Origin of the sequence: Pseudomonas sp. FP1740 (assembly GCF_030687165.1) — a bacterium.
Taxonomy (GTDB): Bacteria; Pseudomonadota; Gammaproteobacteria; order Pseudomonadales; family Pseudomonadaceae; genus Aquipseudomonas.
This window is the reverse complement of the sequence record NZ_CP117461.1, coordinates 5,701,822-5,723,140: the sequence shown is the minus strand read 5'-3', so window position 1 is coordinate 5,723,140 and position 21,319 is coordinate 5,701,822. Positions and strand designations below refer to the sequence as shown.

At 60.1% G+C, this 21,319-nt stretch carries 20 protein-coding genes; 15 read left to right on the top strand and 5 right to left on the bottom strand.

Translation table 11 applies throughout. The features are described 5' to 3' along the window. Positions 1–91: 91 nt before the first annotated feature. The 6 genes from murJ (at position 92) to ispH (ending at position 7,589) form a co-directional block, all read left to right on the top strand. Positions 92–1,630, top strand: coding sequence for a murein biosynthesis integral membrane protein MurJ (gene murJ, locus PSH69_RS25695; RefSeq protein ID WP_305410192.1), 1,539 nt, complete (start codon positions 92–94; stop codon positions 1,628–1,630). 129 nt (positions 1,631–1,759) lie between these two features. After that, positions 1,760–2,710 carry a bifunctional riboflavin kinase/FAD synthetase gene (ribF, locus tag PSH69_RS25690; RefSeq protein WP_305410191.1) on the top strand — a complete coding sequence of 317 codons (951 nt, stop codon included), beginning with the start codon at positions 1,760–1,762 and terminating at the stop codon, positions 2,708–2,710. Further along, positions 2,711–5,542: an isoleucine--tRNA ligase gene (gene ileS, locus PSH69_RS25685; protein WP_305410190.1), complete on the top strand. Its 2,832-nt coding sequence runs from the start codon at positions 2,711–2,713 to the stop codon at positions 5,540–5,542. After that, entirely contained in the window at positions 5,535–6,047 is a 513-nt protein-coding gene (lspA, locus tag PSH69_RS25680; RefSeq protein WP_019581266.1) for a signal peptidase II, read from the top strand. The genes ileS and lspA overlap by 8 nt, the downstream gene beginning before the upstream one ends. A 7-nt stretch (positions 6,048–6,054) precedes the next feature. Then, positions 6,055–6,492 carry an FKBP-type peptidyl-prolyl cis-trans isomerase gene (gene fkpB, locus PSH69_RS25675; protein WP_177318289.1) on the top strand — a complete coding sequence of 146 codons (438 nt, stop codon included), beginning with the start codon at positions 6,055–6,057 and terminating at the stop codon, positions 6,490–6,492. 149 nt (positions 6,493–6,641) lie between these two features. Beyond that, the gene (ispH, locus tag PSH69_RS25670) at positions 6,642–7,589 is read left to right on the top strand and encodes a 4-hydroxy-3-methylbut-2-enyl diphosphate reductase (RefSeq protein WP_018925888.1); all 948 of its coding nucleotides are present in this window, start codon (positions 6,642–6,644) and stop codon (positions 7,587–7,589) included. Here the strand turns inward: ispH and PSH69_RS25665 are convergent. After that, positions 7,558–8,115, bottom strand: a complete 558-nt coding sequence (locus tag PSH69_RS25665) for a GspH/FimT family protein (RefSeq protein ID WP_305410189.1) — start codon at positions 8,113–8,115, stop codon at positions 7,558–7,560. The two genes, ispH and PSH69_RS25665, sit on opposite strands and share 32 nt — an antisense overlap. A gap of 131 nt (positions 8,116–8,246) precedes the next feature. Here PSH69_RS25665 and PSH69_RS25660 point away from each other — a divergent pair, with 131 nt between their 5' ends. The 7 genes from PSH69_RS25660 to thiO are packed head-to-tail and all read left to right on the top strand — an operon-like array spanning position 8,247 to position 15,048. Beyond that, the gene (locus tag PSH69_RS25660; RefSeq protein ID WP_105343785.1) at positions 8,247–8,720 is read left to right on the top strand and encodes a GspH/FimT family pseudopilin; all 474 of its coding nucleotides are present in this window, start codon (positions 8,247–8,249) and stop codon (positions 8,718–8,720) included. Further along, entirely contained in the window at positions 8,717–9,166 is a 450-nt protein-coding gene (gene pilV / locus PSH69_RS25655) for a type IV pilus modification protein PilV (protein ID WP_086945906.1), read from the top strand. The genes PSH69_RS25660 and pilV overlap by 4 nt, the downstream gene beginning before the upstream one ends. Next, a complete protein-coding gene (locus tag PSH69_RS25650; protein WP_305410188.1) occupies positions 9,163–9,876 on the top strand; it encodes a PilW family protein in 714 nt (237 codons plus the stop codon). The genes pilV and PSH69_RS25650 overlap by 4 nt, the downstream gene beginning before the upstream one ends. A gap of 11 nt (positions 9,877–9,887) precedes the next feature. Beyond that, positions 9,888–10,367 (top strand): PilX N-terminal domain-containing pilus assembly protein, encoded by a 480-nt coding sequence (locus PSH69_RS25645; RefSeq protein ID WP_305410187.1) that lies wholly within the window; start codon positions 9,888–9,890, stop codon positions 10,365–10,367. Beyond that, positions 10,354–13,476, top strand: a complete 3,123-nt coding sequence (locus PSH69_RS25640) for a pilus assembly protein (protein ID WP_305410186.1) — start codon at positions 10,354–10,356, stop codon at positions 13,474–13,476. Before PSH69_RS25645 ends, PSH69_RS25640 begins: the two co-directional genes overlap by 14 nt. Before the next feature lie 13 nt (positions 13,477–13,489). After that, positions 13,490–13,891 (top strand): type IV pilin protein, encoded by a 402-nt coding sequence (locus tag PSH69_RS25635; protein WP_019581258.1) that lies wholly within the window; start codon positions 13,490–13,492, stop codon positions 13,889–13,891. A 56-nt stretch (positions 13,892–13,947) separates the two neighbouring features. After that, a complete protein-coding gene (gene thiO, locus PSH69_RS25630) occupies positions 13,948–15,048 on the top strand; it encodes a glycine oxidase ThiO (protein ID WP_305410185.1) in 1,101 nt (366 codons plus the stop codon). Positions 15,049–15,067: 19 nt separating this feature from the next. On the opposite strand, the gene PSH69_RS25625 is transcribed toward thiO, so the two are convergent. From PSH69_RS25625 to PSH69_RS25610, 4 genes are all read right to left on the bottom strand, one after another. Beyond that, a complete protein-coding gene (locus PSH69_RS25625; protein ID WP_018925897.1) occupies positions 15,068–16,414 on the bottom strand; it encodes a sigma-54 dependent transcriptional regulator in 1,347 nt (448 codons plus the stop codon). After that, positions 16,411–18,000, bottom strand: a complete 1,590-nt coding sequence (locus tag PSH69_RS25620; protein ID WP_305410184.1) for an ATP-binding protein — start codon at positions 17,998–18,000, stop codon at positions 16,411–16,413. Before PSH69_RS25620 ends, PSH69_RS25625 begins: the two co-directional genes overlap by 4 nt. Beyond that, a complete protein-coding gene (locus tag PSH69_RS25615) occupies positions 17,990–18,223 on the bottom strand; it encodes a PP0621 family protein (RefSeq protein ID WP_007938406.1) in 234 nt (77 codons plus the stop codon). Before PSH69_RS25615 ends, PSH69_RS25620 begins: the two co-directional genes overlap by 11 nt. A 136-nt stretch (positions 18,224–18,359) precedes the next feature. Then, a complete protein-coding gene (locus PSH69_RS25610; RefSeq protein WP_018925899.1) occupies positions 18,360–19,376 on the bottom strand; it encodes an outer membrane protein assembly factor BamD in 1,017 nt (338 codons plus the stop codon). Between the two features lie 151 nt (positions 19,377–19,527). Here PSH69_RS25610 and rluD point away from each other — a divergent pair, with 151 nt between their 5' ends. Together rluD and pgeF are read left to right on the top strand one after the other, a co-directional pair. Next, positions 19,528–20,490: a 23S rRNA pseudouridine(1911/1915/1917) synthase RluD gene (gene rluD, locus PSH69_RS25605; RefSeq protein WP_007901932.1), complete on the top strand. Its 963-nt coding sequence runs from the start codon at positions 19,528–19,530 to the stop codon at positions 20,488–20,490. Next, positions 20,487–21,209, top strand: coding sequence for a peptidoglycan editing factor PgeF (pgeF, locus tag PSH69_RS25600; protein WP_305410183.1), 723 nt, complete (start codon positions 20,487–20,489; stop codon positions 21,207–21,209). Before rluD ends, pgeF begins: the two co-directional genes overlap by 4 nt. Positions 21,210–21,319 lie beyond the last annotated feature (110 nt).

Sequence of the window (21,319 nt, the reverse complement as noted above, 5' to 3'; positions counted from 1 at the left end):
GAGCTTTGGCTCTGTGCTGTTGCGGCGCGGAGTATCGCATAAGTGGGCGCGTTGTTCGCCTGCTGTTTATCGACAGGCACAAACTCTTTCAATGAATCTGCTCAAATCGTTGGCCGCTGTCAGCTCTATCACGATGCTTTCCCGGGTGTTGGGGTTTGTTCGTGACACTCTAATCGCTCGTGCATTTGGCGCGGGAATGGCGACCGACGCCTTCTTTATCGCCTTCAAACTGCCCAATCTCCTGCGGCGAATCTTCGCTGAGGGGGCGTTTTCCCAGGCCTTTGTGCCGATTCTTGCCGAATACAAAAGCCAGAAGGGCGAGGAGGCGACGCGAACCTTCATTGCCTACGTCTCAGGCCTGCTGACGCTGGTACTGGCGCTGGTCACTGCGTTGGGTATGTTCGCCGCCCCTTGGGTCATCTGGGCCACGGCACCGGGATTCGTCGATTCTCCGGAAAAATTCCAGCTGACAACCGATCTGCTGCGGGTCACTTTCCCTTATATATTGCTGATCTCCCTGTCGTCGCTGGCCGGGGCGATCCTCAACACCTGGAACCGCTTCTCGGTGCCGGCCTTCGTGCCGACCCTGCTCAATGTCAGCATGATCATCTTTGCGGTATTCCTGACACCGTACTTCGATCCGCCGGTGATGGCGCTGGGCTGGGCCGTTCTGGTGGGTGGGCTGGCGCAGCTGCTCTATCAACTGCCGCACCTGAAAAAAATCGGCATGCTGGTACTGCCGCGTTTGAACCTGCGCGATAGCGGTGTCTGGCGGGTCATGAAACAGATGCTGCCCGCGATCATCGGCGTTTCGGTGAGTCAGATTTCGCTGATCATCAATACTATTTTTGCCTCGTTTCTGGTGGCCGGCTCCGTGTCATGGATGTATTACGCCGACCGCCTGATGGAATTGCCATCCGGCGTGCTGGGTGTGGCGTTGGGCACGATTTTGTTGCCGACGCTGGCCAAGACCTATGCCAGCCAGGATCGCCACGAATACTCGCGGATCCTCGATTGGGGGCTGCGCCTGTGTTTCATGCTGGTGTTGCCGTGCGCCCTGGCGCTGGGGATTTTGTCTGAACCGCTGACGGCTTCACTGTTCCAGTATGGCCAGTTCAGCGCTTTCGATGCGGCCATGACCCAGCGCGCGCTGATCGCTTATTCTGTCGGCTTGCTGGGGATTATCGTGATTAAAGTGCTGGCGCCGGGCTTCTATGCGCAACAAAACATCCGCACGCCGGTGAAAATCGCGATTTTCACCCTGATCGTCACTCAGCTGTTCAACCTGGTGCTGATCGGTCCGCTGGCGCACGCTGGCCTGGCCCTGGCCATCAGCGCGGGTGCCTGCATCAACGCCGGTTTGCTGTTTTATCAACTGCGCAAGCAGCAGATGTATCAGCCGCAACCGGGCTGGGCGAAGTTCGGGCTCAAATTGCTGGTGGCGGTAGCGGTGATGTCAGCAGTATTGCTGGGTGCGATGCACTTTATGCCGGCCTGGGGGCAGGGGCCTATGCTTGAGCGGCTGCTGCGTCTGGGTGCATTGGTGAGCGCAGGCGTCGTGGCGTATTTCGGCATGTTGCTGTTGATGGGCTTTCGTTTGCGCGACTTCAATCGCAAGGCCTTGAGCTGAAGACGTTATCTCGATAATCATGGGCGAACCGGCAGTTTTGTCGGCTCGATTACTTTGGGTTACGGTGTTGCCTGTCGTCGGCCGCCGGGTGTGGTTATAATCGACCACTTTATGAGCAAGAAGCGCGTTATGCAGCTGGTTCGAGGCCTCCACAACCTGCGCCCCCAGCATCGGGGCTGTGTCGCCACTATTGGCAACTTTGACGGTGTTCACCGTGGCCACCAGGCTATCCTGGTCCGGCTGCGAGAGCGTGCGCTCGAGTTGGGCGTACCCAGCTGCGTGGTGATTTTCGAGCCGCAGCCGCGGGAGTTCTTCGCTCCGGACACCGCTCCGGCCCGTCTGGCCCGCCTGCGGGACAAACTGCAGCTGCTGGCCGAAGAGGGTGTAGACCGGGTGTTGTGCCTGGCTTTCAACCATCGCCTGAGCAAACTCAGCGCCAGGGCGTTCGTCGATACCATTCTGGTGGACGGCCTCGGCGTGCAGCATCTGGAAGTCGGTGACGATTTCCGGTTTGGCTGCGATCGGCTGGGGGATTTCGACTACTTGCAACAGGCCGGCGTCCTTCAGGGCTTTACCGTCGAAGCGGCGCAGACCGTCGAGCTGGACGGCATTCGTGTCAGCAGCACTCAGGTCCGCAATGCCCTGGCCGCCGCCGATTTCGCCTTGGCCGAGCAACTGCTCGGTCGCCCGTACCGGATTGCCGGTCGGGTCCTGCATGGCCAGAAGCTGGCGCGCCAGTTGGGTACGCCCACGGCCAACGTGCAACTCAAACGTCGTCGTGTGCCGTTGAGCGGGGTTTACCTGGTCAGCGTCGACATCGATGGCAAGACCTGGCCAGGCGTCGCCAATATTGGTGTGCGGCCAACGGTCGAAGGGGATGGCAAAGCCCACCTCGAAGTGCACCTTTTAGATTTTGCCGGCGATCTGTATGACCGGCGTTTGACGGTGGTTTTCCACCACAAGCTGCGTGAAGAGCAGCGTTTCGCCTCTCTGGAGGCGCTTAAGACGGCGATCAATGCGGATATCGCCGCCGCCCGTGCCCTGTCGCACCTAGCGCCAATCGCTAATGAAGAGCCTTAAATGACCGACTATAAAGCCACGCTAAACCTTCCGGACACCGCCTTCCCAATGAAGGCCGGCCTGCCTCAGCGCGAACCGCAGATTCTGCAGCGCTGGGACAGCATTGGCCTGTACGGTAAGTTGCGCGAGATTGGCAAGGATCGTCCGAAGTTCGTACTGCACGACGGTCCTCCGTACGCCAACGGCACGATTCACATCGGTCATGCGCTGAACAAGATTCTCAAGGACATGATCATCCGCTCGAAAACCCTGTCGGGTTTCGACGCACCTTATGTTCCGGGCTGGGACTGCCACGGTCTGCCGATCGAGCACAAAGTCGAAGTGACCCATGGCAAGAACCTGGGCGCCGACAAGACCCGCGAACTGTGCCGTGCCTACGCCACCGAGCAGATCGAAGGCCAGAAGTCCGAATTCATCCGTCTGGGCGTGTTGGGCGACTTCGCCAACCCGTACAAGACCATGGACTTCAAAAACGAGGCCGGTGAAATCCGCGCCCTGGCGGAAATCGTCAAGGGTGGCTTCGTGTTCAAGGGCCTGAAGCCTGTGAACTGGTGCTTTGACTGCGGTTCGGCCCTGGCTGAAGCGGAAGTTGAGTACGAGAACAAAAAGTCCGCGACCATCGACGTGGCCTTCCCGATCGCCGACGAAGCCAAACTGGCGGCCGCGTTCGGTCTGCCATCGCTGGCCAAGCCTGCTTCGATCGTGATCTGGACCACCACTCCGTGGACCATCCCGGCCAACCAGGCGCTGAACGTTCACCCGGAGTTCAACTACGCCCTGGTCGACGTCGGCGACAAGCTGCTGGTACTGGCTGAAGAACTGGTCGAATCCTGCCTGGCCCGCTACAGCCTGGAAGGTTCGGTGATCGCCACCACCACCGGTAAAGCGCTGGAACTGATCAACTTCCGTCACCCGTTCTACGATCGCCTGTCGCCGGTTTACCTGGCCGACTACGTTGAGCTGGGCGCGGGCACCGGCGTGGTTCACTCCTCGCCAGCCTACGGCGTAGATGACTTCGTGACCTGCAAGAAGTACGGCATGGTCAACGATGACATCATCAATCCGGTGCAAAGCAATGGTGTGTATGTGCCATCGCTGGAGTTCTTCGGCGGCCAGTTCATCTGGAAGGCCAACCCGGCCATCGTCGATAAACTGACCGAAGTCGGCGCGCTGCTGCACACCACCACCATCGAACACAGCTACATGCATTGCTGGCGTCACAAGACCCCGCTGATCTACCGCGCCACCGCGCAGTGGTTCATCGGCATGGACAAAGAGCCAGCAGCGGGCGACACCCTGCGCAAACGCGCGATCAAAGCCATCGAAGACACCAAATTCGTCCCGGCCTGGGGCCAGGCGCGCCTGCACTCGATGATCGCCAACCGTCCGGACTGGTGCATCTCCCGTCAGCGCAACTGGGGCGTGCCGATCCCGTTCTTCCTGAACAAGGAAAGCGGCGAACTGCACCCACGCACCGTCGAACTGATGGAAATCGTCGCCCAGCGCGTCGAAGTCGAAGGCATCGAAGCCTGGTTCAAGATGGACGCCGCCGAGTTGCTCGGTGACGAAGCGCCGCTGTACGACAAGATCAGCGACACCCTGGACGTCTGGTTCGACTCGGGCACCACGCACTGGCACGTCCTGCGCGGTTCGCACCCGATGGGTCACGAGACCGGCCCACGCGCCGACCTGTACCTGGAAGGTTCGGACCAGCACCGCGGCTGGTTCCACTCATCGTTGCTGACCGGTTGCGCCATCGACGACCACGCTCCGTACCGCGAACTGCTGACCCACGGTTTCACCGTCGACGAATCCGGTCGCAAAATGTCCAAGTCCCTGGGCAACGTGATCGCGCCGCAGAAAGTCAACGACACCCTGGGCGCCGACATCATGCGTCTGTGGGTAGCATCTACCGACTACTCGGGTGAGATGGCGGTTTCCGAGCAGATCCTGCAACGCAGTGCGGACGCCTACCGGCGCATCCGTAACACCGCGCGCTTCCTGCTTTCCAACCTGACCGGTTTCAACCCGGCCACCGACCTCCTGCCGGCCGAAGAAATGCTCGCCCTGGACCGTTGGGCGGTGGATCGCACGCTGTTGCTGCAACGCGAGCTGCAGGAACACTATGGCGAATACCGTTTCTGGAACGTTTACTCCAAGATCCACAACTTCTGCGTGCAGGAGTTGGGCGGTTTCTACCTGGACATCATCAAGGACCGCCAGTACACCACTGGCGCCGACAGCAAGGCCCGTCGTTCGTGCCAGACCGCGCTGTTCCACATCAGCGAAGCGCTGGTGCGCTGGATCGCGCCGATCCTGGCGTTCACCGCCGACGAGCTGTGGCAATACCTGCCGGGTGAGCGTAACGAGTCTGTGATGCTCAACACCTGGTACGAAGGCCTGAGCGAGCTTCCAGAAGGCTTCGAGCTGGATCGCGCTTACTGGGACCGGATCATGGCGGTCAAGGTTGCGGTCAACAAGGAAATGGAAATCCAGCGTGCAGCCAAGGCCGTCGGTGGCAACCTGCAAGCCGAAGTGACGCTGTTCGCCGAAGACGCGCTGAGCGCCGACCTGGCCAAGCTGAGCAACGAGCTGCGTTTCGTGCTGATCACTTCGACCGCCAGTGTTGCGCCATTGGTGCAGGCACCGGCCGATGCCGTGGTCACCGAAGTCAGCGGCCTGAAGCTCAAGATCGTCAAGTCGGCTCACGCCAAGTGCGCCCGTTGCTGGCACTGCCGTGACGACGTCGGTGTGAACCCTGAACATCCGGAAATCTGCGGTCGTTGCGTCGACAACATCAGCGGCGCGGGCGAGGTTCGTCACTATGCCTAATGCGGCTGGCCGTTTCGGACGGCTGAGCTGGCTCTGGTTGAGTTTGCTGGTCCTGGTCATTGACCAGGCCAGCAAGTTCTACTTCGAAGGCAAGCTCGAGATGTACCAGCAAATCGTGGTGATCCCCGATTTGTTCAGCTGGACCCTGGCCTACAACACCGGGGCGGCGTTCAGCTTCCTGGCTGACAGCTCCGGCTGGCAGCGCTGGTTGTTTGCCTTGATCGCGGTGGTGGTCAGTGCGGTGCTGGTGATCTGGCTCAAGCGCCTGGGGCGCAACGACACCTGGCTGGCGATTGCGCTGGCCCTGGTGCTGGGTGGCGCGCTGGGTAATCTTTATGACCGCATTGCCCTGGGGCATGTGATTGATTTCATTCTGGTGCATTGGCAGAACCGCTGGTATTTCCCGGCGTTCAACTTTGCTGACAGTGCTATTTCTGTCGGTGCCGTGATGCTTGCGCTGGATATGTTCAAAAGTAAGAAGACCGGAGAAACCGTTCATGACTGAACAGGTATTGGCTGAACAACGTATCGGCCAGAACACGGAAGTCACCTTGCACTTTGCATTGCGCCTGGAGAACGGCGACACCGTCGACAGCACTTTCGACAAAGCCCCGGCGACCTTCAAGGTCGGTGACGGCAACCTGTTGCCAGGCTTCGAGGCCGCGCTGTTCGGCTTCAAGGCCGGCGACAAGCGCAGCCTGTCCATCGAGCCGGAAAACGCCTTTGGCCAGCCTAACCCGCAAAACGTGCAGATCATCCCGCGCTCGCAGTTCCAGGACATGGAACTGTCGCCAGGATTGCTGGTGATCTTCAATGATGCGGCCAATACCGAGCTGCCAGGCGTGGTGAAGGAATTCGATGACGCGCAAGTGACCATCGACTTCAACCACCCGCTCGCCGGTAAGACCTTGACCTTTGACGTCGAGATCATCAACGTCAAAGCGTTATAACTGACCGAATACGGTCACCTGTAGGAGCAGAGCTTGCTCGCGAAGGCGTCATCACATTCAGCATCAATGTTGACTGACACACCGCTTTCGCGAGCAAGCTCTGCTCCTACAATGATCTAACTTCTTGCGCGCAAGACACGAGGCACAGCATGCAAATCAAACTCGCCAACCCCCGTGGCTTCTGCGCCGGCGTGGACCGGGCGATCGAAATCGTCAACCGCGCCCTGGAAGTCTTCGGGCCGCCGATCTATGTGCGCCACGAAGTGGTCCACAATAAATTCGTCGTCGAAGACCTGCGTGCCCGCGGGGCGATCTTCGTCGAGGAACTGGATCAGGTGCCGGATGACGTGATCGTGATCTTCAGCGCCCACGGCGTTTCCCAGGCCGTGCGCACCGAAGCCACAGGTCGTGGCCTGAAGGTGTTCGACGCGACCTGCCCGCTGGTGACCAAGGTGCACATCGAAGTCGCGCGTTACAGCCGTGACGGCCGTGAATGCATCCTTATTGGTCATGCCGGCCATCCGGAAGTCGAAGGCACCATGGGCCAGTACGATGGCAGCAATGGTGGCGCGATCTATCTGGTCGAAGACGAGAAAGATGTCGCCGAATTGCAGGTGAACAACCCTGAAAAGCTGGCTTTCGTTACCCAGACCACCCTGTCCATGGACGACACCAGTCGCGTGATCGACGCCCTGCGTACGCGTTTTCCGGCGATCGGTGGTCCGCGCAAGGACGACATCTGCTACGCCACGCAAAACCGTCAGGACGCTGTCAAGCAACTGGCGGACGAGTGCGACGTGGTGCTGGTGGTCGGCAGCCCGAACAGCTCCAACTCCAATCGTCTGCGTGAACTGGCCGAACGCATGGCCACCCCGGCCTATCTGATCGACGGTGCTGAAGACCTGCAAAAGAGCTGGTTCGACGGTGTCGAGCGTATTGGCATCACGGCCGGTGCCTCCGCTCCGGAAGTGCTGGTGCGTGGCGTGATCCAGCAACTGCAGGCCTGGGGTGCCACGGGTGCCGATGAACTGGCCGGTCGCGAGGAGAACATCACCTTCTCCATGCCTAAAGAGCTGCGCGTGCGTTCGCTGCTGTAATACTTTTCGCCTTTCGACACAGCGCCTGCTCAGCCTTACGGTTGGCCAGGCGCACTCGACCGCTCGCCGCCAGCACCACCTGGAGCTGGCTGACCGGCTCGCGAGCCGAGCAAATATGTAGCGTCCCTGCCTGAAATGCCCGCCCGGGCATCAGCGGTTGGCCCAGACTGCTGAACCGCACGAAACGCCTGACCCACCAATTGCCGACAATCGGCGTTCGCGCATCACCTGCGCGCTCGACCAGTAGCGGATTGCTGCTGTCCTCTGGCCCTTTGCCGCTGATGTCCAGAATGATCCGCCAGCCCTGGCTCCAATCGCCGTTGATGCCATGAATGACCACGTTCTGGTTGCGGGTTATGGCCAGGGTTCTGGCCTGCCGGATCCCGCTGATCAGCGACTCGGCCGCCTGCTCCCGATGATTCGATTCCGTCAGTGCAGCGAACGCCGGACTGACCAAGTGCAGAACAATCCCGACAATTGTCAGTCCCATGAGCAGTCCGATCAGGCTGAAACCTTGCTGACGCATATCATCTCCCTCCATGGAGTGCTGCGGTCCGCGCGATCCTTGCGCGAGTAATGGCAAAACAACCGTACATCTGTCGGTCGAATGTTCTAGCGTGTAGAAGCAGGTATAGCCGACGGCAACGGAGGGCACTGATGGATCATCGTACAAAAGGTTTCACGCTGATCGAGCTGCTGGTCACGCTCGCGGTGTTTCTGATCCTGATTACACTGGCCGTTCCGGCGTTTACCCGTTCGGTGCAAAGCGCCAAGGCTGACACCGAGCTCGGCGACCTGCAGCACGCGCTCAATTACGCACGGCTAGAGGCGATCGACCGAGGCATCACTACCCGGGTTCGCCCGACGGCCGGCGGCAGTGTCTGGACCGGCGAGCTGAGCGTTTATGACGGCACTGGTAATCCGGCCAATGTATTGCGGGTTGTTCCGGCGATGAGCAGTGGGGCAACTCTGACGCTAACCTCAGGAGTGACCGCCATTGATTTCAACAATCTGGGCGGTTTGGCGGCGCCGTCCACGGCGGTGGTGATCAGTTATGTACTGGGGGCGCAAAACAGGACGCTGAACGTGTGCTTGAACGGACGAATTCTATTGGGTGGAAGTTGCGGATGAGGGGATGGAGCAAGCGTGCACAGGAGGGCATGACGCTGATCGAGGTATTGGTCGCGTTATTGGTGCTGGCTGTGGGGCTGCTGGGCGCGGCGGCGATTCAGCTCAATGCGCTGAAATACACCGACAGCTCGCGGATGACCAGTCAGGCGAGTTTTATCGCCTACGACATGATGGACCGCATTCGCGCCAACTCCGGCGCCGATTACACCGTCACGCCACCGACCTCGGGCAACCTGAGCGTGGCCCGGGATCAGGACCTCTACGATTTCACCACCAATATCGTCAATTTCGGCGGCGCCACGGCCACCGGCAGCATCGTCCGCAACCAGCGGGTGTACACCATCACCATTACCTGGGACGACTCCCGGGCCGCCAATATCGCCGATTCGCGCCGCAGTTTCGTCCTCACCAGCCGCGCCACCGTTGATCCGGCGACGACACCATGAGCAGAACCAGCAGAGGTTTCGGCCTGATCGAATTGCTGATCGCCCTGGCGTTGAGCCTGATCGTGGTCCTGGGCGTGGCGCAGATTTTCATCGCGGCAAAAAACACCTACGTCAGCCAGAACACCGCCGCCGGGATGCAGGAAGATGCGCGGTTCGTCCTGAGCAAGATGATTCAGGAAATTCGCATGGTCGGCATGTTCGGTTGCCTGGGTACGATTACCGATGCCAGCTCGGCTGGGGATTTTAATGCCAGCCGGCTCACACCGATCAGTTGGGACAATGCCAACCTCAAATTGACCCTGGTCACTGCAGATGTCGGCGGCAGTGGCGGGGTACCGACCTGGACCGTCCTTTCCGATTGCCGCAACGCCGCGACGGCCTACTCCGGTGCACGCACGCCGACGACGGGGCAGTTGGCGTTTCCGGTCCGACGGCTGATCTACAGCTTCAGCAACAATCAGCTGCTGATGGGCACTGGCAGCGGCACACCGACTCAGGCGGTGCTTATCAATAACGTCAGTGCCTTCGGCGTGAGCTTCGGCCTCGCCAGTTCGGCCACGGATACATCCGCCTCCACCTACAGCAGCAATCCGTCCGATCCGGCGCGAATCCGCAGTGTACGGCTGACGCTGACCCTCACCGACCCGAACAATCGGGTACGCAATCAAACCTTCAACGTGGTTGCCGCCTTGCGCAACCGGTTGCCATGAGGGAAGGGCCGATGAATCGTGTACCCATGACCTCTCACGCCCAGCGCGGCATGGCGCTGCTGGTCAGCCTGGTGTTTCTCCTGGTGCTGACATTGATCGGTCTCTCGTCAATGCAGAGCGCCACGTTGCAGGAGAAAATGACCAGCAGCGTGATCCTGCGCAACCAGTCGTTCCAGGGCGCGGAAGCGGCGTTGCGGGTCGGCGAAAGCGCGGTGCAACTGAACTCCTACTCATTGCCGGTCTGCAGTGGCACCAGCCAGTGCGCACCGCCGGCCGAGGCGTCGGTCATTACCGCCGCCGGGTTCAACTCCACCTCGGGGGTGAACTGGATCGCCTCCGGTAGCGGCTTTTACGGAGTGCAGAACATTGGCACTACCCTGACTGCCGTGAATGTGCCGAGCAACACGTCGGCAACCCTTTATCGGGTGACCGCCGTGGGCATCGCGGGCAGCTCGCGCAGTGTGGTGGAGAGTATTTATGCGAAGTACTGAGACCCGCACAGGCTGGCGCCGTTGGTTACTGCAGCTGCTCTGCGGCGCGGCCTTGAGCCTTTACCTGGCCGCGCCGACCTACGCCTTCACGCCCTCGGATTCTCCGCTGTTGAGCGCCGCCGCCGTGCCTCCCAATGTGATGCTGCTGCTCGATGACTCGGGGAGTATGAACAACATTATCTGGGCAGCCGGTTTCGACCCGACGGTCGCACGCACCCCGGTGACTATTTGTCTCTCCAATGGTACCTGCCTGAAAGGCCGCGACCTGGACATGACCGATAACAATATCGCCTTGTCGAGTTTGACTCATGGAACATGCACGAAGGCCGGATGGTACGGTTTTTATAAAAACAGCCTTCTCGGTCTGGATTCGCTTTGCCTGAAGCTTCCCGACCCGGTGGGAAGCGAGGACACGCGGTATACGGCGAATTATTTGTCCTACCTGATCAGCCTGGCCAACAACACTGACCGGGACTTCACCGACGGCTCGATCCCCAACGATTACCGGATGAACGTGGCGCGCAACGTTTCCAAGACGTTTGTGGCCAATAACCGTTCGCTACGCATCGGCCTGTCGACGTTCAACCTGGCGGTCGGCAACCATAAGGATGACGGCGGTTACATCGCCCGCTCGATCAGCGATTTATCGGCGGTCAGCGGCACTGTGACCCAGGCTCAGGCCGATACCAATTACACCTCACTGATCGCCGGGATCGACGAGTTGAGCGCGCAAGCGAATACGCCGCTGGCGGAAGCCTATTACGAGATCACTCGTTATTTCCGTGGCATGGCGCCGTACAACAACTCGACGCCCGACACCTATACCAGTCCGATTCAGTACCGTTGCCAGAAAAACTACGGGGTGGTGATCACCGATGGTCTGCCGACCTACGACCGAACCTTTCCGACCGACGATCCGCTGGGTGGCAGCCGGTTACCGAACTGGGACGGGATCAGCAGTAACGATGGGGCTGACCCTTCAGGCGACAATGAGGGCGACACCCTGTACCTGGATGACATTGCCAAGTTCGCCTTCGATATCGACATGCGTTCCACGGGAACCGATGCCGCGGGCAAAAGCTGGGACGCGGTGGATTTTCCCAGGCAGAACATGAACACCTATACCGTGGGTTTCACCGCTGCAAACCAGATGTTGGCGGATGCCGCGACCTACGGGCAGGGCAAGTACTACCAGGCGAGCGACAGTGCGGGACTTAACAATGCATTGTCTGCAGCCCTGAGCGACATCACTTCCAAGGCCGGCTCAGGTGGCAGTGGCGTGGCCAGCGGCACGACCCTGACCAGCGACTCGAGCTATTTCCAGACCAGCTACGATCCCAAGGACTGGCGGGGTACGATCAAGTCCTTTGGCTTCACGTCGGCGGGCGCGGTTAACACCGCCGCTGTGCTGTGGACGACCGACACCACCATCGTGCCCGCCGCCACTGCGCCGACCTACCAGTCCTGGAACACGCAAACCAACGCAGCGGTCACCCTGGCTTACAGCAATTTCTCTGCGGCGCAGCAGACAGCCCTCAACCAGGGGCTGCCCACTGGCATCAACGGCAACGATCTGGTGGAGTGGAGCAAGGGCATCAACAAAACCGGGCTGAAAGTTCGCAGTGTATTGCTGGGCGACATCATCAATTCGCCACTCGTGCTGGCCTCACCCACGGACAAAACCGCGTCCGATCTGGTGGCAGACACCAGCTACAGCACTTACCTGACCACCAAAGCCGCCAACATGAATGCCAGCCTGGTGGTGAATGCCAACGACGGTTTTGTAAACATCATCAACTCGGCCAATGGTGTCAGGCGTTATGCCTACATGCCCTCCAGCGTGCTGCCATCGTTGAACGACATCGCCGATCCCAATTACATCAACGGTGTGAGCCACAAGTTTCTGGTCGATGGCCAGGTCGGCGTGTTCGATGCTCAGCTCAACAGCGCCTGGAAAACCCTGGCGATTGGCGGAACAGGGGCGGGGGGCAAAACCTTCTATGCGCTGCAATTGTTCGACGCATCGGCCGGTAACGAAACTAAAGCGCTGTGGGAAATCAGTGCACCGGCCACGGCCAGCACAGCGAACGTTTTCAATGATCTGGGTTATGCCTATGCGCGCCCCGAAGTGGCACGCTTGGCCGATGGTCGCTGGGCCGCGTTTATCTCCAACGGCTATGGCAGCAACTCCGGGGTGGCAGCGTTGTATGTGGTGGATATTCGCGACGGCTCGCTGATCAAGAAAATCGTGGTCGACAGTACCGAAACCACCAACGGCCTCTCGTCGGTGAAGCTCAGGGTCAACTCGCAGAATGTGGTGCAGGCTGCCTATGGGGGCGATCTGAAAGGGCGGTTGTGGAAGTTCGATTTGAGTGGCACCACCCCTGACACCTGGGGCGTGGCGTTTTCCGGCAAGCCGTTGTTCACCACTGCAGGTGGCGCGACCCAGCCGATTACCGCGCAACCGTTGCTGGCGGATCACGTGTTGGGCGGCAAGGAGGTGTTTTTCGGCACCGGCAAATTCAATGAGGTTGCCGACAAGACCAACAAGGATCTGCAGGCGTTCTACGCGGTATGGGATGCCGAGGGGGGCGCAGGACAAATCACCGTTTCCAGTTTGCAGGTGCAGGCGGTGACCGGCGTGTTTTCGGGCAGTACCGGGCAATTCATCACCACCAGCCAGAACGAGGTGACCTACCCGGCCAAGAAAGGCTGGTACTTGCCCCTGGTATACAACAACGTGCTGACGGGGGAGCGGGTGATCTATCAGGCCAGTCTGGTATCGGGGCGAATTGTTTTTACCACGCTCAGCGTGGATACCGTGGACCCCTGTGCCAGCTTCGGTACCGGCAAACTGGTCGAACTCGATGCGTTCAGCGGTAAGATGCTCAATTACGCGGTACTCGACACCAATGCCGACGGGGTGGTCGATGGCAACGACACGATTTCCAGCGGGGTGATCTTCACCGGTGGTATCCCGACCCTGAACGCGGTCGTCAATGACGCAACCCGCAAGATTGTGAACGACTCCGGTGGTGGCGTGACCACTCTGGTGGAAAAATCCGGTGGCGGCAGCGGCCGTCGCATCATGTGGCGACAAATACAGTAAGTGAGAGTGAGGCATGCGCAGATCCAACCGAGGTTTTACCCTGATCGAAATCATGATCGTGATTGCGATCATCGGGATCGTCATCACCATTGGCTATCCGAGCCTCACCGAGTACGTAAAAAAGGGCCGCCGTACTGAAGTCGCCGGGTTGCTTTCCGAGCAGGCGCAGATCCTCGAGCGTTTCTATTCGAAGAATAATGTCTACACCAATGCCACTGGCCTCAGCGCTGGCAATGATTTCTACACCATCACCCCGACCCTGACCGATCAGACCTTCCTGCTGACGGCAACACGCAAGGCCGGTTCGACCATGGCCAGCGACAAGTGCGGTGATTTCACCCTCACCAATACCGGTGTCAGGAGCATGGTCAATGCCGCGTCCGGCCTGGCCACCAAGGATTGCTGGGGTCGCTGAGTTCCTTTTTCGGGCGCCTTTTGCGCCCTCTGTCTATTGAACGGTTGGATCAGAACATGAGCAGTCAACAGCAAGTGGTGATTGTCGGTGGCGGGGTGATTGGCCTGCTGACGGCGTTCAATCTCGCGTCCGAAGTGCAGAGCGTGGTGCTGCTGGACCGCTCGAACGTCGGTCAGGAATCTTCCTGGGCCGGTGGCGGGATCGTTTCGCCGCTCTACCCATGGCGCTACAGCCCGGCGGTCACTGCACTGGCTCATTGGTCCCAGGATTTTTATCCACAGCTGGCCCAGCGTTTGTTCGCTGCCACCGGTGTCGATCCTGAAGTGCACACCACCGGGTTGTATTGGCTGGACCTGGATGACGAGGCCGAAGCACTCGCCTGGGCCGAACGGGAGAACCGTCCGCTGCGGGCTGTGGATATCTCTGCGGCTCACGATGCAGTGCCGGTATTGGGCGCCGGTTTTTCGCGGGCGATCTACATGGCCGATGTGGCCAATGTGCGTAATCCACGGCTGGTGAAGTCCCTCAAGGCCGCCTTGCTGGCGTTGCCGAACGTGACGATCCATGAACAATGCGAGGTCAGCGAATTTATCCGGGAGGGTTCTGTGGTGGTCGGGGTACAGACCTCGAAGGGGGCCATTCGGGGTGATGAGGTGGTTTTGACAGCGGGGGCCTGGAGCGGTGACTTGCTGAAACAGCTGGGCCTGGAGCTGCCGGTCGAACCGGTCAAGGGACAGATGATTCTCTACAAGTGCGCAGCGGACTTCCTTCCGAGCATGGTCCTGGCAAAGGGGCGTTATGCCATTCCCCGGCGCGATGGGCACATCCTGGTCGGCAGTACGCTGGAGCATGAGGGTTTTGACAAGACGCCAACCGACACGGCGCTGGAAAGCCTGAAAGCATCGGCGGTGGAGTTGATTCCGGCATTGGCGGATGCCGAGGTGGTGGGGCATTGGGCGGGGTTGCGGCCGGGGTCGCCTGAAGGAATTCCCTATATCGGTCGGGTGCCGGGATATGACGGGCTCTGGCTCAACTGCGGGCATTACCGTAACGGGCTGGTGCTGGCGCCGGCGTCGTGTCAGTTGTTTGCCGATGTGATGCTGGGGCGGGCGCCGATTATTGACCCTGCGCCGTATGTGCCAGCCGGACGAATCTGACAGAAGAGCTGTTAACGGTTCAATCCAGCCCCAATTTCTTCAGCCTGTAGCGCATCGACCGAAATGACAGATTCAATCGCTGGGCCGCCGCCGTGCGGTTCCAGCGGGTTTCTTCCAGGGCCTGGAGGATGAGTTTGCGTTCGACGTTTTCCAGATAGGCTTCCAGATTGTCGATCTGTGTCAGGTCTGGCACGCCGCCGTCCGGATTGCAGTTGCCTTCCGCCAGGCGCAGGTCGCTGGCTTCGATCTGTTTGTTCTCGCACAAGGTGTGAGCCCGTTCGAGCATGTTCTCCAATTCCCGCACGTTTCCAGGAAAGCGATAGTTTTTCAGCGCTTCGAGGGCTTGTGGGTGGAGTTTTGCGGGGGGCTGGCCAGTGCTGGCCGCCAGTCGCTTGAGCATATTGTTGGTCAGAAGCTCAATGTCGTCGCGCCGTTCGCGCAAGGACGGTACTCGCAGCTCGATCACGTTCAGGCGGTAGTACAAGTCCTGGCGAAAGCGTTCGGCGGCGACTTCGGCATCGAGGTCTTTGTGAGTGGCGCAGAGGATGCGCACATCGACCACGGTTTCCTGCTGGCCACCGATGCTGCGAACGGCTTTCTCCTGTATGGCCCGCAGCAGTTTGACCTGCATTGCCAGCGGTAGGTCAGCCACTTCGTCAAGGAACAAAGTACCGCCGTGGGCTGCCTGGAACAGCCCGGGCTTGTCTTCGATGGCGCCGCTGAAACTGCCTTTGCGATGGCCGAAAAATTCGCTTTCCATCAATTCCGACGGGATTGCCCCACAGTTCACCGGGACGAACGGTCGGCTGGCGCGTGGGCCTTGGTCGTGGATAAGTCGGGCGACCAGTTCCTTGCCGCTGCCGGACTCGCCACTGATGTAGACCGGGGCTTGGCTGCGGGCCAGTTTGTCGATTTGTTTGCGCAGGTTGCGCATGGGCAGCGAGTCTCCCAGCAGCCGACGGTCGATGCCGCTGCTGGTGCCGCCTGGCGCTGGCAAGCTCAGGGCGCTGATGACCAGTTCGCGCAGGCGGGTGAGGTCGACCGGTTTGGTCAGGAAGTCGAAGGCGCCGGCCTTGAGGGCATTTATTGCTGTCTCCAGGCTGCCGTAGGCGGTGATCATCGCCACCGGCACTTGCGCATAGCGCTGCTGGATGTGCTGCACCAGCGCCAGACCGGTGCCGTCAGGCAGGCGCATGTCGGTCAGGCACAGGTCGAACGTATCCCGTGCCAGTAGCGCCTGCGCTTCTGCGAGGTTGCGGGCGCTGAAGGTGTCGAGTTTCATCCGTCCCAGGGTGATTTCCAGGAGTTCGCGGATATCCGGCTCGTCGTCGACGATCAGGATTTTTTGCCGTGGGCTTGTGTTCAACTTTGTTTCCGTCCGTGAGCAAAGGTGATGCGAAAGCAGCCGCCGCCTTGGCGTGATTTGAAGTCTAGGCGGGCTTGATTGCTTTCGCACAGCTCACGGGACAGATAAAGCCCCAGGCCAGTACCCTGGCTGCTGGTGGTGAAGAACGGTTCGAACAAGTGCGTGCGCTGGTCCGGATCGACGCCGGGGCCATCGTCCAGGACTTCCAGGGTCGGCAACTGGCTGTCGGGGTCGACAAACAACTCAAGCCAGGCCTGCGCCCGATCATGCTTGAGGGCGCTATGGCGCCAGGCATTGCGCAATAGGTTATCGAGAATCTGGGTCAGCTGATCCGGATCCATCAGGGTTTTGAAGTCTCCCGAACCGATGCGCAGGTGAATCTGCTGATGTTCTTTCGAGCCTTCGCGGGTTTCGGCGACGAAATGCTCCAGCCACGGCTTCAAATCGAGCCGTTGCGGCACGGTTTGCTGACGACGGGACAGTTGCAGGACGTTTTCGATTACCCGATTCATGCGCTGAGAGTGGTCTTGAATAATCTGGGTCAGACGCCGGTCCGCACCGTTCAGTTCCTCGGATTCCTGCAGTAACTGCGCGGCATGACTAATGGCGCCCAGTGGATTGCGGATCTCATGGGCAATCCCGGCAGTCAGGCGACCTAAGGCCGCGAGTTTCAGTTGTTGGGCCTGTTGGGCGATTTGGGCGAGGTCTTCGAGAAAAACCAGCGTCTGGTGGTGCGGGCTTTGGTCAAGGGCAATGAAGCTTGGTTGCAGCTCGAGGCCGTTGCTGGCGATCTGCAGGCTTTGCGGGCGCAACGTTGGATTGTTGAGCCACAGTTGGAGCCGCTCAACCAACGGTATCGAGTAATCGTCGATCAACTGGCCGTCCAGTTTTTCCTGCCCCAGCAAGGTCAAGGCGCTGTGATTGGCCAGTTGCACCCGCCGCTGGTCGTCGAGCACCAGAATGCCCGTGCGCATGCGTTGCAGAATCAGTGCGTTGAGCGCTTCCAGGCTGAGCACTTCGCTGGCCCGCTGCTCGGCCAGGTTCTCGCTGACTTCCAGTCGTCGGGTCAAGCCCTGCACCAGCAGCGCCGCGGCAAAACACAGGGCGCCGAGGGTACCGATTTGCAGGTAATCACTGGGGCTGGCGGGGTGGTTGAAGCTCAGGATGAAGCTCAACCCCACGATGCCAAGGGCACCGACCGCTGCGATCAGCAGACCGACACGCCCGCGCAGCAAGGTATTGCTGATGGCCACTGAGACGATCAGCAAATTGCCAATGGCGCTGGCCATGCCGCCTGCGGCATAGAACAGGCCGCACAGCAGCAGGACATCGACCAGCGCCAGGCCGAACAGCTGCGCGGGGCGTCGGGTGTTCCCCAGAAAGACCACCAGCAGGATATTCAGCACCAGGTACAACCAGCTGCCGTTGCGCAGCAGGTCGTCATTGGCGAACTTCAGCAACTGGTTGTCCATGTTGCTGGAGATCAACAGTACCAGGGTGATGCCGACGCTTAAGCGGTAGAGGTGATAGAGGCGCAGCAGTCGCTGGGCCTGTTTGTTGCCTGGGCTGGGCGTCTCAGCGATCACTGGAGCCCGGGCCTTGCTCAAGGTGAGCCTGGCTGCAATACCACTGTTGTTCGAGTTTCAACGCGCGGTCGCGGGGCAGGTGTACGCCGCAATGAGCACAGCGAACCATGGGCGGAGCATCTTGCTCGCGCGGCATATTGGCGACCGACGTCGGGCCCTTGAACTTGCGCCAGAACCATACGGCAGCGGCAATCAGGGCGATCCAGAACAATAGACGAAGCATGGTGAGCTGCTTTTTGATTAATGAGTTGGCAGTTTAGCCAAGGACGGGTCAAGCGCACAGCGCAATACGTTCACCCAAAAATCCGGCAATAAAAAAGGCGCCTCGAAAGGCGCCTTCCCGGTACAACATCCCTATGTCAGTCGAACAGGCCGAAGGTCATGTGGCTGAACCAGGAACGGTCGGTGTTGCTGGACTCGGGTTCCGGTTCTTCGATCACATCGCCGTTTTCATCTTTAGGCTTGAGCTCGTTCGGAATCGCGTCCTTGGCATCCTGGAACTGCTTCTGCACGTCCTGGTTGGCGCGGGTTTCGCCCGGCGGCAGTGGCGGACGGGATTCGATCAGGCCCAGGGTGGCCTTGCTCAGCCACGAACGGTTGTCGGCTTCGGCTACCGATGGCACGAACTGACCGTCCACCAGACTCGGGTGGTTCGGGTAGTTGAGCTTCAGGGTTTCGAGGCTGGTCGCAGCCAGTTCGTCCAGGTGCAGGCGCTGGTAGGCTTCGGTCATCACCGCCAGGCCGTCACCGACCGATGGGGTTTCCTGGAAGTTCTCCACTACATAACGGCCACGGTTGGCGGCGGCAACGTAGGCCTGACGGGTCAGGTAGTAGTCGGCAACGTGGATTTCATAGGCCGCCAGCAGGTTGCGCAGGTAAATCATGCGCTGCTTGGCGTCCGGCGCGTAGCGGCTGTTCGGGTAGCGGCTGGTCAGCTGGGCGAACTCGTTGTAGGAGTCGCGGGCAGCGCCCGGGTCACGCTTGGTCATGTCCAGTGGCAGGAAGCGCGCCAGCAGGCCGACGTCCTGGTCAAAAGAGGTCAGACCCTTGAGGTAGTAGGCGTAATCGACGTTCGGGTGCTGCGGGTGCAGGCGAATGAATCGCTCGGCGGCGGACTTCGCAGCCTCAGGCTCGGAGTTCTTGTAGTTGGCGTAGATGAGCTCGAGTTGAGCCTGATCGGCATAGCGACCGAACGGATAACGCGACTCCAGGGCCTTCAGCTTGGCTGTGGCGGCGGTGTAGCTATTGTTGTCCAGATCGTGCTGAGCCTGCTGGTACAGCTCGACTTCGCTCAGGTTTTCGTCTACGACTTCCTTCGATGAGCAAGCAGCGGTCAATGCGAGGATGGCGATCAGCAGCAGGTGTTTCACTTGCATGGCGGCTTGCGTCCCTATGACGGCCGCTGTCTTGGGCGGGGCCGTCCTGTTATGATGAGTGCCCCGTTGAAAAGCCTCGGGGCAAAAGACGCCGTATTTAACCACAAGCGCGCAGCCGAAACCAAAGGCTGTGCCGACGCCTAGTCTGAGCATGTCCGATAAAATTGAACTTCGCGCAGAGGTGCCGTCCGAATTGGGCGGCCAACGCCTCGATCAAGTCGCCGCACAATTATTCGCTGAGCACTCGCGCTCGCGCCTTTCCGCCTGGATCAAAGACGGCCGCCTGACTGTGGATGGGGCGGTTATCCGCCCGCGAGACATCGTTCACGGTGGCGCCATTCTTGAACTGACTGCCGAGCAGGAAGCTCAGGGCGAATGGATCGCTCAAGACATCGAGCTGGACATCGTCTATGAAGACGACGACATCCTGGTGATCAACAAGCCTGCGGGCCTGGTGGTGCATCCGGCCGCCGGTCACGCCGACGGCACCTTGCTCAACGCCTTGCTGCACCACGTGCCGGACATCATCAATGTGCCCCGCGCCGGTATCGTGCATCGTCTGGACAAGGACACCACCGGTCTGATGGTGGTGGCCAAGACCATTCAGGCGCAGACACAGCTGGTCACGCAATTGCAGAGCCGCAGCGTCAGCCGGATCTACGAGTGCATCGTAATCGGTGTGGTGACGGCCGGCGGCAAGATCAACGCACCGATCGGTCGTCACGGCCAGCAGCGCCAGCGCATGGCGGTGATGGAAGGCGGCAAGCAAGCCGTCAGTCACTACCGCGTGCTCGAGCGTTTCCGCTCCCACACTCATGTGCGAGTGAAACTGGAAACCGGTCGTACGCACCAGATTCGCGTGCACATGGCGCACATCAACTACCCGTTGGTCGGAGATCCTGCCTACGGCGGTCGTTTCCGTATTCCACCGGCCGCCAGCGTGACCATGGTCGAATCCCTGAAGAATTTCCCGCGTCAGGCGCTGCATGCGCGGTTCCTGGAGCTGGATCATCCGACCACCGGTAAACGCATGAGCTGGGAATCGCCACTGCCGGATGACTTCGTCTGGTTGCTGTCGCTGCTCAAGCAAGACCGCGAGGCGTTCATCGGATGACCTGGCTGACGCCTGACTGGCCCGCGCCGGCCAGCGTCAAAGCCTGCGTTACCACCCGTGCGGGCGGCGTCAGTCTGGCGCCGTTCGACAGCCTTAACCTCGGCGATCACGTCGACGACAGCCCTCAAGCCGTCGCCGAAAACCGCCGTCGTCTCACCGATCGTTTTTCGATTCAACCGGCTTGGTTGCAACAGGTTCACGGCATTGTCGTGGCCCAAGCGGACCCAAACCTGGTAGCCACTGCCGACGCCAGCTGGACGGCAACACCCGGTATCGCTTGCACAGCGATGACCGCCGACTGCCTTCCTGCGCTGTTTTGCGACCGTGCCGGCACCCGCGTCGCTGCCGCCCATGCCGGTTGGCGCGGGCTGGCGGCGGGTGTGCTGGAAGCGACCCTCGACAGTCTGGCTGTACCGCCCGAAGACGTACTGGTCTGGCTCGGCCCGGCCATTGGCCCTCAAGCCTTTGAAGTCGGCCCGGAAGTGCGCGAAACCTTCGTCCAGCAATTGCCTGAAGCCGCCAAAGCCTTCGTGCCGAGCCAGAATGCCGGCAAGTTCATGGCCGACATCTATGAACTGGCGCGTTTGCGTCTGGCCGCTCGCGGTGTCACCGCTGTTTATGGCGGTGGTTTCTGCACAGTGACCGATCCGCGTTTCTTTTCTTACCGCCGCAGTCCTCGCACCGGCCGGTTTGCCTCCCTGATCTGGCTCGAACGCTAGACTTCTCTGATCTACATCAACTGCACGACGCTTGAATCTCCCAGAATCGACCACATCTATAGCGGTATCTGGCAGGTTTCTTTATTCGGGATGTTTATAGGTCCGGCCTG

Excerpts from the sequence above, each read along its gene's own strand:
- murJ (WP_305410192.1), top strand. The coding sequence starts at position 92 with ATGAATCTGCTCAAATCGTTGGCCGCTGTCAGCTCTATCACGATGCTT.
- ribF (WP_305410191.1), top strand. The coding sequence starts at position 1,760 with ATGCAGCTGGTTCGAGGCCTCCACAACCTGCGCCCCCAGCATCGGGGC.
- ileS (WP_305410190.1), top strand. The coding sequence starts at position 2,711 with ATGACCGACTATAAAGCCACGCTAAACCTTCCGGACACCGCCTTCCCA.
- lspA (WP_019581266.1), top strand. The coding sequence starts at position 5,535 with ATGCCTAATGCGGCTGGCCGTTTCGGACGGCTGAGCTGGCTCTGGTTG.
- ispH (WP_018925888.1), top strand. The coding sequence starts at position 6,642 with ATGCAAATCAAACTCGCCAACCCCCGTGGCTTCTGCGCCGGCGTGGAC.
- PSH69_RS25665 (WP_305410189.1), bottom strand. The coding sequence starts at position 8,115 with ATGCGTCAGCAAGGTTTCAGCCTGATCGGACTGCTCATGGGACTGACA.
- PSH69_RS25660 (WP_105343785.1), top strand. The coding sequence starts at position 8,247 with ATGGATCATCGTACAAAAGGTTTCACGCTGATCGAGCTGCTGGTCACG.
- pilV (WP_086945906.1), top strand. The coding sequence starts at position 8,717 with ATGAGGGGATGGAGCAAGCGTGCACAGGAGGGCATGACGCTGATCGAG.
- PSH69_RS25650 (WP_305410188.1), top strand. The coding sequence starts at position 9,163 with ATGAGCAGAACCAGCAGAGGTTTCGGCCTGATCGAATTGCTGATCGCC.
- PSH69_RS25645 (WP_305410187.1), top strand. The coding sequence starts at position 9,888 with ATGAATCGTGTACCCATGACCTCTCACGCCCAGCGCGGCATGGCGCTG.
- PSH69_RS25640 (WP_305410186.1), top strand. The coding sequence starts at position 10,354 with ATGCGAAGTACTGAGACCCGCACAGGCTGGCGCCGTTGGTTACTGCAG.
- PSH69_RS25635 (WP_019581258.1), top strand. The coding sequence starts at position 13,490 with ATGCGCAGATCCAACCGAGGTTTTACCCTGATCGAAATCATGATCGTG.
- thiO (WP_305410185.1), top strand. The coding sequence starts at position 13,948 with ATGAGCAGTCAACAGCAAGTGGTGATTGTCGGTGGCGGGGTGATTGGC.
- PSH69_RS25615 (WP_007938406.1), bottom strand. The coding sequence starts at position 18,223 with ATGCTTCGTCTATTGTTCTGGATCGCCCTGATTGCCGCTGCCGTATGG.
- PSH69_RS25610 (WP_018925899.1), bottom strand. The coding sequence starts at position 19,376 with ATGCAAGTGAAACACCTGCTGCTGATCGCCATCCTCGCATTGACCGCT.
- rluD (WP_007901932.1), top strand. The coding sequence starts at position 19,528 with ATGTCCGATAAAATTGAACTTCGCGCAGAGGTGCCGTCCGAATTGGGC.
- pgeF (WP_305410183.1), top strand. The coding sequence starts at position 20,487 with ATGACCTGGCTGACGCCTGACTGGCCCGCGCCGGCCAGCGTCAAAGCC.